Here is a 12,577-nt window from a genome sequence, read left to right on the forward strand (position 1 = left end):
GCCGAAGACGCGCCAAAAAAAGCGGGGGAACGTAGTGCTCCTCCGCTTTCCGGCTGCAAGGGCCGAATCGCCGTGCCGGTTACTCCCGGACGAATTGCAAGCGGCAGCCGTACGCCTTGGCGATGCCGTGCATCAGTTCGTTAAGCGATCGGTCGACTGCATAATGCGCGCTTCCTTCATAAGGAAAACGGGCGATCAGATGCTCCTCCATCTGCGCCGCCGCCTGAGCGGGTTCGGCAAGTCCGTCCGATTCGGCAAAACGGTATACGGCGCACAGATGCCCGTACAAATAGCAGCCTCCGGACAGCGATACGAAGCCGTAATCCTCAAAGAGCGGAGTCACCTCGGCCTTCTCCGGCAGCTTCAGCAGCTCGAAGGGCTCGTACTCGAATTCGTATTCCTCGATCAGCTCCGTCAATAACGCGCACTCCCGCTGCTCATCCACAATCAGCAGTTCCTTATCCCGGTCCGACAATCGTACGTGATTCGCCAATGCTTGGACGAACCCGGCGTATTCGTCCGGCTTTGTGCCTTCGGGAAGCTGGACTTCCACACCGTATTTCCGCATCGTATCCCCCCTCCGTCTGAATCTGGCTTTTTCCCATTGTAGCAATCCGCCATTTCCGTGTCGAATGCGAGGAAGAAATTGTATCGTTTTTTTGAAACGCATGAAAAAGAGTTCACGAAAGCGCTTTTTTGATATAGTATAGATAAAAATAAGGCTTTTGAACTAGCAACCTTTTCGCTGTCTGCATATCCGAAGGAGGGATGTCCTCTTGTTCCGCCATAAAAAGTGGCTGCTGCTCGGCTCCGCGGTATGTTTCGCCGTCGTACTCGTCTCCGTGCTGTTCGGCGGATCGGTCGACCGGTCCAAACCGAGCGCAGGGGAAGGCAATCCGGTCGATCATACGCCCCCGTCGGCGAGCGATGCGGAGAAACAGCTGAAAGTAGCCGTCTCCATGCCGCCTAAAGAGTTCCAGCTGCTGCAGCAGCTGAAGGAGCAGTATCAAAAAGCGCATCCGGGCATCGTGATCCAGTTGGAGAACGTGCCGGACGATACGGTTTACGCCAAACTGAAAAAAGCGGCACAGCTCGGGGAAGCGCCCGACGTTATGCTGCTTGATAATAGCTGGGTGAGCGAATTCGCCGCTCTCGGTTATTTGCTGCCCGTCGATTCGATGCTTGCCCAGGATTTGCAGTCCCAGCAAATGGAACAGGCGCTGGCGCAAGTGAAATGGAACGGATACGTATGGGGGGTTCCCAAAGATTTGGATGCCCCCGTATTGGTTTATCATACGAAAAGACTGGCTGATGCGGGAACGGAGAAACCTCCGGCAACGTCCGAGGAGCTCGTCTCGCTCCACAAGCAGCTGCATAAACCGGAGGAAGGCAAGTACGGAATCTACATTCCCGCGTCCGACGGACATCTGTTTGCGACGATGGTGCGCATTCTGGGCGGCGGCAAAACCGCTTCCAAGCAATACCCGGTGAAGCTGAACGACCCGGCTGTGCTGAAATCGCTGGAAGCTTTTCTGCTGACGGCGCCGGACGGGGCTAAAGAAGACGCGAAAGCGCTATTAAAATCGTTTCCTTACGAAAGCGCGACGTGGAAACCGTGGGAGCTGCTCGCGCAGGGCAAGATCGCCGGTTATTTGACCACCTTCTCCGACTGGAAGCAAAACGGTTCTCCGGCCGTTCAGACGATGGCGAAAATCCCGTTTCCCAAAGGGGAAGAGACGTGGCTGACGCCTTGGCTATCCGGCAGAAGCTTCGCGATTTCCGCCCGGTCTGAGGCTGCCAAGGAGTCGTTCGAGCTGATCCGTGACTGGATCTCCCAGCCGTCCGCGCTTCATTTCTGGCGAACCGCCGGTGTGCTGCCGGCGCAGCGTAACGCCTATTTAACGGGAATCCGGGATGACGCCGGCTTTCAGAGCATCGCCGCGCTTATCGACAATAATGAACCGACGCCGGCTTTTCCGCAGCGGGTGAAGCAGTTGACGGCGCTTGAAACCCAGCTGGATCTGCTTTGGAAGGGCGAGCAGCCGCTCCGGACGTTCGCGGAACGGACCGAAGCCGAATGGGAGACGATTCGTCCCGCTTCCAAGTAAAGCTTACCTTCAGAGGCTGAGCTTCAAGGAAATCGTCATTTCGCCAGTTTTGATCGTTACGTCGGTCGCTTGAATAAACGGGGCGATCTTGCCTGGATAAAAAGCGAGATCGAATTGCCGCTCCAGCGACTTTGCGGTAGATTCGGGCATCGCGTACCCGTTAAACGATAAGCTGTCAATGAAAAAACGAATGGCGTTTACAGGTTTATTCTCGGCTACATACCGTCCTTTGAGCGAGATCTTGATTTCGTCGGCTGTACCTCCGGCTGCGATCGCCCCGTCTTCGAACAGAAACGAAAAACCGTGCAGCGCCTTGCTCTTCGCCTGCATAAACCGGTTTAACTCGCCGTCGCCGATGACGATAGTCGGGTTCAGTCCTTTCATCGAGACCATTTTGCCGTTTTGTCCGATCAGCTCCGGCAGCTTTGTCATCACTTCGGCCAAGGCGGCGAAATACGAGCGGAACAAAGGAAGCCCGCGTTGTTCCCACTGCAAGCGGATATCGGCCAGTTCGGTTTCGAGCCGCGATCTGTCGGGGTGGCCTGCCAGCAGATGGTCGACTTCCTTTTGCGCTTCTGTCCGCTTCGCCTTTTCCGCTTCGTAGGCGTTCCGCGTATCGGCAAGCAAGCGGCGGCCCTCTTCCAGCTCGGCTGCGGCTTGCCTGTAGGCGGTGTACTGTTCCTGGTAGTCGGAGATGAACTTGCGGTCGCGGGAGAGGATGAATTGCAGCTGCTCCCAGACGTACAAAGCGTCCCGAAGCGAGCTCGCGCGGAGCACGGTCAGCCAGATCGAATGCCGCTGTCCTGTATAATAAGACCGGATGACCGATCCGGTCTGATTTTTTTTCTCTTCCAGCTTCCGGCTTGTCTGTTCGGCCAGCCGACCGGTCACTTCAAGCGTTTCGATCAGCTTGTGTTCCTCGTCCGTCAGCCTTTCGATCTCACGGTCCAGCTCGTACACGGTTAATCCTTTCCCGAGCAGCAGGCTGTCGGCACTGACGCTTGGCTCGGCCAGAGCGAAGCCGTTCCCGCAGAAAAGCAGCGAGCAGGCCAGTCCGATCGCCGCCATCCGGCGAACTATATTCGGCATCGGTTGTCCCCCCTGTCCTATCCGTACTAAATGTATCGGAGGGAGCGGCGTTTTATGCTTCCCGATTTGGTGAACATGGAAGTTGTTCCGCTTCGCGGGACAGCGGGCGTATGGAACGGCAAATCCCCATACCGGAAGGTACAGGGATTTGTGCTGGGCTGGGCTGCGTTGCGTTGCGATGCGCATTATCGGAAGCTCACTTCCTGGGAAGCAGCTTCCATAGATCTTCAAACGGCTTTACGGCAGCCGGGACGTTTTGTTCAAAAGAAATAGGCTCGTTTATGTCCGACAAGCTGTAATCGAGCTTGAACCGGTACGTTCCCGGGGCAGGCGACGAGGCCGCCGGCAAGGCGTTCAGATCCAGGGAGATCTGTTCGAGAAACGACTCCGGATTCATCCGAAGCCGGATGTAGCCCGGCGCTTGAAGCTGCATTCCTGCGAGCTTTGGCGGGCCGCTCCATGTGCCGCCCGTGATCGCTTGCAGCTGTCCGGTCCATCCGTCCAGTCCGGCCCCCATCTGCTTCGACAGTTCGGCCGCGTTGGCTTCTGTAATCTCGATCGAATACTGCTTGAACGCCCCCGGCTCATCGAGCGTATCTTCCTTAAACCACTTCGGCTCGACTCCGGACAGAAGCGAATCCAGCAGCCGGGTCATCGTTTCCTGGGAGCGGAGCAGAGCTTCGGGCGACAGCGGACCGGAAGAGGAACCCCCGGCGGGCTTTGCCAGATCAAACGAGTAATATTCGTCCTTCTTGTTCAAAAGTGGAATCTGCGCGTACATTTTGTTATCCTTGATAAGAAACGGAATTTGAAATGAATTCCCCAACCGGGTTGTCATCTGTACGTTCGTCTCCAGCCGCACCGGGTTGTAGCTGGCTATGCCGGACCATTTGAATTCAGCGCCGTTGACAGCCCCGGCCAGCGCTGCGGTAAGCGGATTGGATAAACCGCCAGCAGCGGCTTCAGGGGTGTCCCAGCCGAACGTCCCGCTGCCGCTGAACCGGTAATGCTGGATCTCGCTTTGCTTGCGGATCGCTTGCTGCACCGCTTCTTTTTCCTTGACTCCGTCCGAGCAGCCGGAGAACAGCAGGGCGGCAGCCGCCAATACGACCGGGAGGAACGGCAGCTTTTTGTTCATCGATGTCTCCTCCTTTGCGGGTTTTCCTAAGTTTATCGCTCTCATTATACTCGGATATCGGGCGATTGTCTGTACGCAACAAGTGCCATTTACAGAAGCAGGAAGGAGGCCGCATACCGTGACGGACTTAACCGGACCGTGTCCGTTGATCCCGATCATCCGTTCGAGAATCGGCGATAGTCCCCGTTCGGCCCTATCGTTTCGCGATTATATGGAGCTGTGCCTGTACCATGATCCTCTCGGTTATTACAGCCGCGATACGGTCAAAGTGGGCAAGGACGGAGATTTCTACACCAGTTCCTCGATCGGAACGATTATGGGCGAAGTGCTGGGCATGTTTATTATCAAGCAAGCGCAGCGGTACGATGCGGATACGCCTCTGACGATCGTCGAATGGGGAGGCGGTACGGGCCGGCTGGCCGGCCATATCCTCGATACGGTCGCAAAGCGCAGTAAATCTTTGTACGACCGGCTGACATATGCGATGGTGGAGAGCAGTCCTTTCCATAGGCGGCTGCAGACCGAGCAATTGAGTCCTCATCCGGCGGTGCAACACGTAACGCCCGGACAATCGTACGAGATGCTGGAGAACGGCCCGGCGATCGTGCTGTCGAACGAACTGCTCGACGCGTTCCCGGTACACCGGATCGAGCGCAAGGACGGGAGCCTGTACGAATGGTTCGTCGGCTGGAGCGAAGAGTCCGGCAAGTTTGTGACGCGGCTGTTTCCGCTGGCTGCCGGCAGCCGGGCGGCTTCTTATATCGAGCGGGAATCGGTGCCGGTCCGCGAGCGTCAGATCGTGGACGTGAATCCGGAGGCGGCCGATTGGGTGAAACGCATCCTATCGGGACTTCGGGAAGGCATGCTGGTTACGATCGATTACGGCGATGTCGCCGAGGAGCTGTACAGCGCTCACCGCATGCAGGGAACGTTTCTATGCTACAGGAAACATCAGGCGTTCGATGATCCGTATGCGTACCCGGGCGAGCAGGATATGACTTCTCATGTAGACTTTACGGCTTGCATACGGGCGGGTACGGAAGCAGGGGCGGGCGAATGGTCGCTAAGGACGCAGAAGCAGTTTCTGATCGACGAAGGGGTGCTGGAGCTGCTCGTAGCTCATAACGGTCAAGACCCGTTTGGGCCTGAGGCGAGACGGAACCGTGCGGTTCGCCAGCTGCTCGTCAGCGATTCGATGAGCGAGTTGTTCAAAGTTTTGGTGCAAACGAAAAAAAGGTGATCTCCCGGTTATGTACGTAAAACGCCGGAAGCTCACCTTTTTTTGTTCGCTTACTTGCGAAGCGGGGATTAAAGCTCCATCTCGAAAAACGACCAGTACGTAAACCCTAAGAAGGAGAGAACCATGTATCCCCAGAAAATCATAATGTACGTACGTTCGGACAAATTCATATACCCCAAAACGACAAAAGCGGCGGTTTGGAAAAAGAACAGCAGCGCCATCTCCTTCATGTCGCCGGCTAGTGCCATCAGACCGATCGCGAGCGTCCAAAAGCCGAGCACTCTGAACATGCGAGCCACCATTACTCCCCCTCTCTGTTGAACGATCAATAAACGCAAAACCCTATTGTCCATTATACCTGCAACCTTTTCGACTTGTAAACCGGAGAACGTGACGAATTAGCAAACTTTTTAACCCGGTGGTTCTAGCATAACCGGTTGTCCGAAAAAACATGTATGAGCGCCACAAAAAATGGTAATACCAAATAGTATCAAATAGATTCTATGAACTCTAGTTTGGGCATAGAAATAAGTTAGTGGCGATATTAGTTTGTGTTGGGAGGTTTTCGTTGATGACTGTAGTCAGACAAGACGCATGGAGCGAGGAAGACGATCTAATATTGGCCGAGGTGACGCTTCGCCATATCCGCGAAGGCAGTACGCAGCTTGCGGCCTTTGAAGAAGTAGGGGAAAAGATAGGTAGAACGGCGGCTGCCTGCGGGTTTCGGTGGAACAGCTGTGTACGCAAAAAATACGATGCGGCGATCTCGATCGCAAAGGCTCAACGGCAGAAGCGGAACCAGTTCCGGAAGCAAGCCGGAATAGGCTCGGCCGTAACGTCCGTAGCTACGCTGGATACGGCGGATATCGGCTCGTCCAGACACGAGCCGGTGACGGAGGAGTCCATCTCGATCGATGCGGTCATTCGTTTCCTGCGCCAGTGGAAAGGAACGTATCAGGAGATGAGCAGACAGATCCGCAATCTGGAAAAAGAACTGAAGGAAAAAGACGAAGAGCTGGACGATCTGCGCCGCGACAAGGAACAGCTAGGGAAAGAAATCAACAATGTGCAGACCGATTACCGCGTCGTGAATGACGATTACAAGGCGCTTATTCAAATTATGGACCGTGCCCGCAAGCTCGCTTTTCTCGTAGAAGAGGAAGAGGAGCAGAAGACGCGGTTTAAGATGGATGCGAACGGAAACCTGGAACGGATCGATTGACGTTTGCAGACGCGATGCTGGGAAACGAAGCGCATGCGGACAATATAAGGAAGATCGAGCAATAAGCCTGCAGCGGTTTAACCCGCCGCGGGCTTTTTCGATTTAGCAGACCGTATATCGTGGAAGTGGCTCTAAATCCCGGAAACGCCAGCGTCAAAGACGCCGGTAGGCGTTTATCCTTGTTTCCTTCCGAAAATATGGTATAGTAGCGGAAAAAGGCCGGGGGACGGATATGAGAATCGCATGCGTAGGCGCGGGTTCGATAGGAATGCTGGTAGCTTCCAGACTGGCTGCCGCGGGGACGGATACGACGCTAATCACCCGTACCGAAGAGCAGGCGGAGCTGCTGAACGAAACGGGTATTCAATTGCTGGATGGCGGAGGGGAGAGGGGTGTCGCTATTCGCGCACATTCCTATGAAAATAAGACCGCACCGCTGCCGGACGGCGCAGAGAAACTTTACGATTGGGTGTTTCTGACGGTGAAGCAGAAGCATATTACGGAGCCGCTGCTGGACACTTTGCATCATTTGCTGGGGGAGCAAGGGAAGCTGGTATGTTTTCAGAACGGAATCGGTCATGTCGAGAAACTGAAAGAGCGGTTTCCGCTGGCGCGCATTTATTTGGCGGTGACGACGGAAGGCGCGAAGAAGCTGTCTCCTTGCCAGGTTGCGCACACCGGACGAGGATGGACGACGATCGGACATGCAGGTCCGAATATTGGGGGAAAAGAGCAAAATTTGCTTGAAAAAACGATGAATGAGGCAGGATTTCGTACGTTCCTGTCGAACCAAATGATAGAGATTGTATGGAATAAGCTGCTTATTAACTCGGTCATCAATCCGCTGACTGCACTGCTTCGTCTTCGCAACGGAGAGCTTCCGGCGTCCGGGGAGAGGCGCCGACTTATGCGCGATCTACTGGATGAGGGGCTGGCAGCCGCCAACGCTTCAGGCATCCGCACGCGCGACGACGTATGGGAGCAGCTGCTTGATGTATGCGCCAAGACGGCCGGCAACCATTCCTCCATGCTGCAGGACGTCTCCGAGGGGCGAATCACCGAGATCGATTGGATTAACGGAGCCATGCTGGAAGCAGGCGCGCGGCACGGGGTGCCGATGCCTCATCATGAAACCGTATACCGTCTCATAAAAGCTGCGGAACCGGCGGAACCGGCAAATACATAATTCCGGATTTCCTCCGGCTGCTTGAACGACGATGTCTCGATAAAGCGACGATAACACGTTACACGTACGTTTCGGAAAAAGATCATGATTCCGGGTGGTGTAGGTTGGACGGATTATTGAACGTACTCATACATATTTACGCATTTACCGCCGCAGTGCCGTTTTTATGGTTTTTCATCCTGTGGATCGGAGTATATCTTTGGCGCAGGGACACCAAAAAAGCGACGAAGCTGGCGATGGACGTAACGACTTTGCTGCTCATCGGTTCGGTTCACGCGATGTTTTTGCAAATTTTTCACTCCGGCTTCGGCTTTTTTCTAATTTTACTTTTCTTTTTAATCGGCTACGGGCTTGTCGGCAATTTCCAGTATCGGATGAAAGGCAAGCTGGACCATATGAAAATCGTCCGGCTGTTATGGAGGCTCGGCTTCCTTTGCCTAAGCGTCGTTTATTTGTTGTTTTTGGTCGTCGGTCTTATCAAATCGATCGTATCCGTTTAACCCGTTCCGCAGCGTTAGCCGCAGTTAGCCGCTTCTTGCAATCCGCGTGATTGCAGAAGCGGCTTTTTTGCTTTGCTTTACATATTTTAGCCGTTGCGGGGGAACTTAAAAAGGAGAAAAGATGTCCCGCTTTAACGCTGAAAAGCTTGCACTGTTTAACGCTTCAACGATTTTCGCCATTTGTGCAGTAAAGAAAGAAGCGGTGTCAAGATCAATATATTGCACGTTTTCGTTCAATATAATGCGTGGTTTTTTGACTCCGAGGGAAGTATATTATTTCGTGTATGACAAAAGGTAGAGAAAAAAAGTTTCATGAACAGGGAGGAACATTTGTGAAGATTAAGGGGTTCAACAAATCTGTAATCGTTTTCACGAGTATCGTTCTGCTTGCGGGAACAGCGCTGGTTGGCTGCACGAAAAAGTCTGAAACGGGCGCAGACGGTGCGGCTGCCGAGCAGAAGTTTCGGATGCTGATCGCTTCCGAGCCACCTTCACTCGATCCGGGGCTGGCCCAGGACAACAACTCCTCGACGGTGCTTCGTCCGATCTACGACGCCTTGACTCGTATGGACGAAAAAGGCGAAGTAAAGCCGGCCGCGGCGGAGAAATGGGATGTCTCGGAAGACGGCTTGAAATACACGTTCCACCTTCGCAAAGACGCCAAATGGTCCAACGGGGACCCGGTTAAAGCGAGCGATTTCGAGTTCGCGTGGAAGCGCGTGCTTGATCCGGGGATGACGCCTCCGGCTCCATATGCGTACCAGCTGTACTACATCAAAAATGCGGAAGAATACAACACAAAGAAAATTACGGACGCCTCCCAAATCGGAGTGAAGGCGAAGGACGACTTTACGCTTGAAGTCGAACTGAAATCGCCGACGCCGTATTTCCTCAGCCTGGTTGCCTTCTACACCTATATTCCGCTGAACGAAAAAGCGGTGAAAGCGAATCCGAAATTCGCATCCGAGGCGGCTACGATGGTCACGAACGGACCGTTCCTGCTGAAGGAATGGAAGCATAACGATTCGTTGACGCTTGTCAAAAACGACCAGTATCATTCGGCCAAAGACGTTAAGCTGACCGAAGTAAACATGAAAATTATGAACGACCCGGGCACGATGCTGAACATGTACAACACAAACCAGATCGACTGGGCCGGCCGTCCGACCAACGAATTCCCGGTTGATCAGCTTCCGATGCTGAAGAAGGACCCGAAGATCAACCTGCAAATTAAAGGGATCGCATCGACGTATTATTACGAGTTCAACACGAAAGCGGAGCCGTTCGACAATGCGAACATCCGAAAAGCGTTCGCCATGTCGATCGACCGCAAGGCGATCGTAGAGAAAATTACGCAGGGCGACCAGCAGCCGGCCTACGGCCTTGTTCCGCAAGGCATCCGCGGCGAAAGCAAAACGTTCCGCGAAGAAGTGAAGGACGACTACTTCAAGGAAGATATTGCTGAAGCGAAGAAGCTGCTTGAGCAAGGGATGAAAGAAAAAGGCTACTCGAAGCTTCCGGCGGTTACGCTGATTTATAACAAAAGCGAAGCGCACAAAAAGATTGCGGAAGCAGTCGTCGATATGTGGCGTCAAAACCTCGGCATCGACGTCAAGCTGGAAGTGCAGGAGTTCGGCGTCTATATCAAAAACCGTCAAAACGGCAACTTCCAAATTGCGCGCGCAGGCTGGGGAGCGGACTACAACGATCCGATGACCTACATCGATCTGATGATGACCGGCGGCGGCAACAACAATTCGAAATATTCGAACGCGGATTACGACAAGCTGATTAAAGATGCGTACGGTACGTCCGATCAAGCGAAACGTATGAAGGCGATGGCGCAAGCTGAGAAAATCATGATCAACGACATGCCGATTATGCCGATTTATTACTACACCGGTATTTGGGCTCAAAAAGATTACGTGAAAAACGTGTTCGTCGATTACAAAGGTGACGTCAACTTCATCTACGGCTCAATCGAGAAGAAATAATCGGGTCACCATACAGGTTGGAGTTCCCATTCGGGGTATATAGGGCGTCTTATATATCCCGAATTTTTTTGTGCAGGCATGGAAAATGCTGCAGTTGGACAGAATGAGGCGTTATTGTTTACAATAATCAAAGAGTTATGTTAACTAATTCACAGTTACCGAAGCTGGTTGACATGCTTCGTATTTTGTTCGGGAGGTGCGCGATTTGGTTCGCTACTTGCTGCGAAAGCTGGTTTTTGTAGTCATCTCCTTGTTCGTACTGGCTTCGGTCACGTTTTTTCTGATGAAGGCGATACCGGGTGATCCTTTTACGTCGGAGAAAGCAGTACCGCCTGAAATCAAGGCGAACTTGATGGCCCATTACGGCTTGGACAAGCCGGTATATATGCAATATGCCGCGTACATTAAAAATGTCGCTTCGTTCGATCTGGGCATGTCGATGAAATGGCAGGGCCGTTCGGTCAACCAAATTATCGAAGGCGCGTTCGGCTATTCGCTTCGCCTTGGCCTGCTGGCTGTCGTAACCTCGGTTACGATCGGCGTGCTTCTGGGAACCGTCGCGGCGCTCAGACACCGCAAGCTGCTCGATAACGTCGCCATGATCGTTGCGGTTCTCGGGGTGGCCGTACCGAGCTTCGTTATGGCTACGCTGCTTCAATACTTATTTGGGGTGAAGCTCCCGCTATTTAATGTCGCCGGATTAAACGAGCCGCTGGATTATGTGCTGCCCACGCTCGCTTTATCGTTTATGCCGATCGCCTTTATCGCCAGGCTGACGCGTTCCAGCATGCTGGAGGTGCTGCAGTCCGATTTCATCAAAACGGCGAAGGCCAAAGGTCTTTCAGGATCGGTTATTACCGTCAGGCACGCTTTGCGCAACGCCATTCTGCCTGTTGTCACCTATTTGGGACCGCTTGCAACGAGCGTTATTACCGGATCGGTCGTCATCGAGAAAATTTTCGGGATTCCCGGCTTAGGCAAATATTTCGTCGAAAGCGTGGAAAACCGCGACTATACGCTTATCATGGGCCTGACTTTGTTTTACGGAACGCTGCTGATGAGCGCCCGCTTCTTTACGGACGTGGCCTACGGTCTCGTAGACCCGCGCATTAAATTGACCGGTGGAAAGGAGAAGGCATGATGAAGGAACATTCGGTCCCAGGCATGCCGGAGACGGTGACGCCGGATCAATTCGAGAAACTGGATCACGAGAGCAGGCAAGGGGAGAAGATCGTCCGTGAAAGTTTGTCCTCCTGGAAAGACGCATGGCTGAGACTGCGGGCGAACAAGCTCGCGATGACGGGGCTCGTCATCTTGATCGTTCTTGCGTTTATGGCCGCTTTCGGCCAGATGATGACGCCTTACGACTATTATACGAACGACCTAAACAATACGAATCAGCCTCCGTCGGCCGAGCATTGGTTCGGTACGGACGATCTCGGACGCGATATGTTCGCGCGGACGTGGATGGGCGCCTCGATCTCGCTGCGTGTCGGGCTGTTCGCCGCTGTGATCGATTTGCTGATCGGAGTTATTTACGGCGGAATTATGGGCTACTTCGGCGGCCGAATCGACGAAGCGATGAACCGTTTCTCGGAAGTGATGGATTCGATTCCTTACCTGCTTATCGTTATTATGTTCGTCGTCGTGTTTGAACCAAGCATGTACACCATTATACTCGCACTGGTCATTACCGGGTGGATCAAGATGGCCTGGATCGTCAGGGGGCAGGTGATGCTGCTCAAAAACCACGAGTATGCGCTCGCCTCGCGTTCGCTGGGAGCCGGCTTCTCGCGGATTTTGTTCCGTCATCTGATCCCGAACGCTTCCGGTCCGATTATCGTGACGCTGACGCTGACCGTGCCTCAGGCGATCTTCGCCGAAGCGTTTCTGAGCTTCCTCGGCCTTGGCGTCAACTCCCCGGCGGCTTCCTGGGGGACGATGATTTCCGACGCGCTTTCGTCCTGGATGTATATGCCTTGGAGATTGTTCTTCCCGGCCGTGCTGATCAGCTTGACGATGTTTGCCTTTAACGTATTCGGAGACGGCTTGCGTGACGCATTCGATCCGAAGATGAAAAAATAACCGGCTTATCGATTT

General features: G+C 53.7%; 12 protein-coding genes. 8 read left to right on the forward strand and 4 right to left on the reverse strand.

The window, feature by feature from the left end; genetic code table 11:
• Nucleotides 1-79: 79 nt before the first annotated feature.
• Nucleotides 80-568, reverse strand: a complete 489-nt coding sequence (locus AC3Y2E_RS08330; protein ID WP_379209067.1) for a hypothetical protein — start codon at nucleotides 566-568, stop codon at nucleotides 80-82.
• Nucleotides 569-776: 208 nt separating this feature from the next.
• Here AC3Y2E_RS08330 and AC3Y2E_RS08335 point away from each other — a divergent pair, with 208 nt between their 5' ends.
• Nucleotides 777-2,108 (forward strand): extracellular solute-binding protein, encoded by a 1,332-nt coding sequence (locus tag AC3Y2E_RS08335; RefSeq protein WP_379209069.1) that lies wholly within the window; start codon nucleotides 777-779, stop codon nucleotides 2,106-2,108.
• A 9-nt stretch (nucleotides 2,109-2,117) separates the two neighbouring features.
• Here AC3Y2E_RS08335 and AC3Y2E_RS08340 read toward each other — a convergent pair whose 3' ends face one another.
• Nucleotides 2,118-3,197: a coiled-coil domain-containing protein gene (locus AC3Y2E_RS08340; protein WP_379209071.1), complete on the reverse strand. Its 1,080-nt coding sequence runs from the start codon at nucleotides 3,195-3,197 to the stop codon at nucleotides 2,118-2,120.
• Nucleotides 3,198-3,393: 196 nt separating this feature from the next.
• A complete protein-coding gene (locus AC3Y2E_RS08345; RefSeq protein WP_379209073.1) occupies nucleotides 3,394-4,335 on the reverse strand; it encodes a hypothetical protein in 942 nt (313 codons plus the stop codon).
• 118 nt (nucleotides 4,336-4,453) lie between these two features.
• On the opposite strand from AC3Y2E_RS08345, the gene AC3Y2E_RS08350 reads away from it, so the two are divergent.
• Nucleotides 4,454-5,575, forward strand: a complete 1,122-nt coding sequence (locus AC3Y2E_RS08350) for a class I SAM-dependent methyltransferase (protein WP_379209075.1) — start codon at nucleotides 4,454-4,456, stop codon at nucleotides 5,573-5,575.
• Between the two features lie 68 nt (nucleotides 5,576-5,643).
• Here the strand turns inward: AC3Y2E_RS08350 and AC3Y2E_RS08355 are convergent, their stop codons facing one another.
• A complete protein-coding gene (locus tag AC3Y2E_RS08355) occupies nucleotides 5,644-5,874 on the reverse strand; it encodes a DUF2626 domain-containing protein (protein WP_190926498.1) in 231 nt (76 codons plus the stop codon).
• A 272-nt stretch (nucleotides 5,875-6,146) separates the two neighbouring features.
• On the opposite strand from AC3Y2E_RS08355, the gene AC3Y2E_RS08360 reads away from it, so the two are divergent.
• The 6 genes from AC3Y2E_RS08360 (at nucleotide 6,147) to AC3Y2E_RS08385 (ending at nucleotide 12,562) form a co-directional block, all read left to right on the forward strand.
• Nucleotides 6,147-6,797: an RsfA family transcriptional regulator gene (locus AC3Y2E_RS08360; RefSeq protein ID WP_379209077.1), complete on the forward strand. Its 651-nt coding sequence runs from the start codon at nucleotides 6,147-6,149 to the stop codon at nucleotides 6,795-6,797.
• Between the two features lie 232 nt (nucleotides 6,798-7,029).
• Nucleotides 7,030-7,983, forward strand: a complete 954-nt coding sequence (locus AC3Y2E_RS08365) for a ketopantoate reductase family protein (RefSeq protein ID WP_379209079.1) — start codon at nucleotides 7,030-7,032, stop codon at nucleotides 7,981-7,983.
• A 104-nt stretch (nucleotides 7,984-8,087) separates the two neighbouring features.
• Nucleotides 8,088-8,483: a DUF3397 domain-containing protein gene (locus AC3Y2E_RS08370; protein ID WP_379209081.1), complete on the forward strand. Its 396-nt coding sequence runs from the start codon at nucleotides 8,088-8,090 to the stop codon at nucleotides 8,481-8,483.
• 332 nt (nucleotides 8,484-8,815) lie between these two features.
• Nucleotides 8,816-10,477, forward strand: coding sequence for a peptide ABC transporter substrate-binding protein (locus AC3Y2E_RS08375; protein WP_379209083.1), 1,662 nt, complete (start codon nucleotides 8,816-8,818; stop codon nucleotides 10,475-10,477).
• 205 nt (nucleotides 10,478-10,682) lie between these two features.
• A complete protein-coding gene (locus AC3Y2E_RS08380; RefSeq protein ID WP_379209085.1) occupies nucleotides 10,683-11,618 on the forward strand; it encodes an ABC transporter permease in 936 nt (311 codons plus the stop codon).
• Between the two features lie 23 nt (nucleotides 11,619-11,641).
• Nucleotides 11,642-12,562, forward strand: a complete 921-nt coding sequence (locus AC3Y2E_RS08385) for an ABC transporter permease (RefSeq protein ID WP_379209452.1) — start codon at nucleotides 11,642-11,644, stop codon at nucleotides 12,560-12,562.
• Nucleotides 12,563-12,577: the final 15 nt, after the last annotated feature.

Source organism: Paenibacillus sp. MAH-35 (assembly GCF_058135425.1).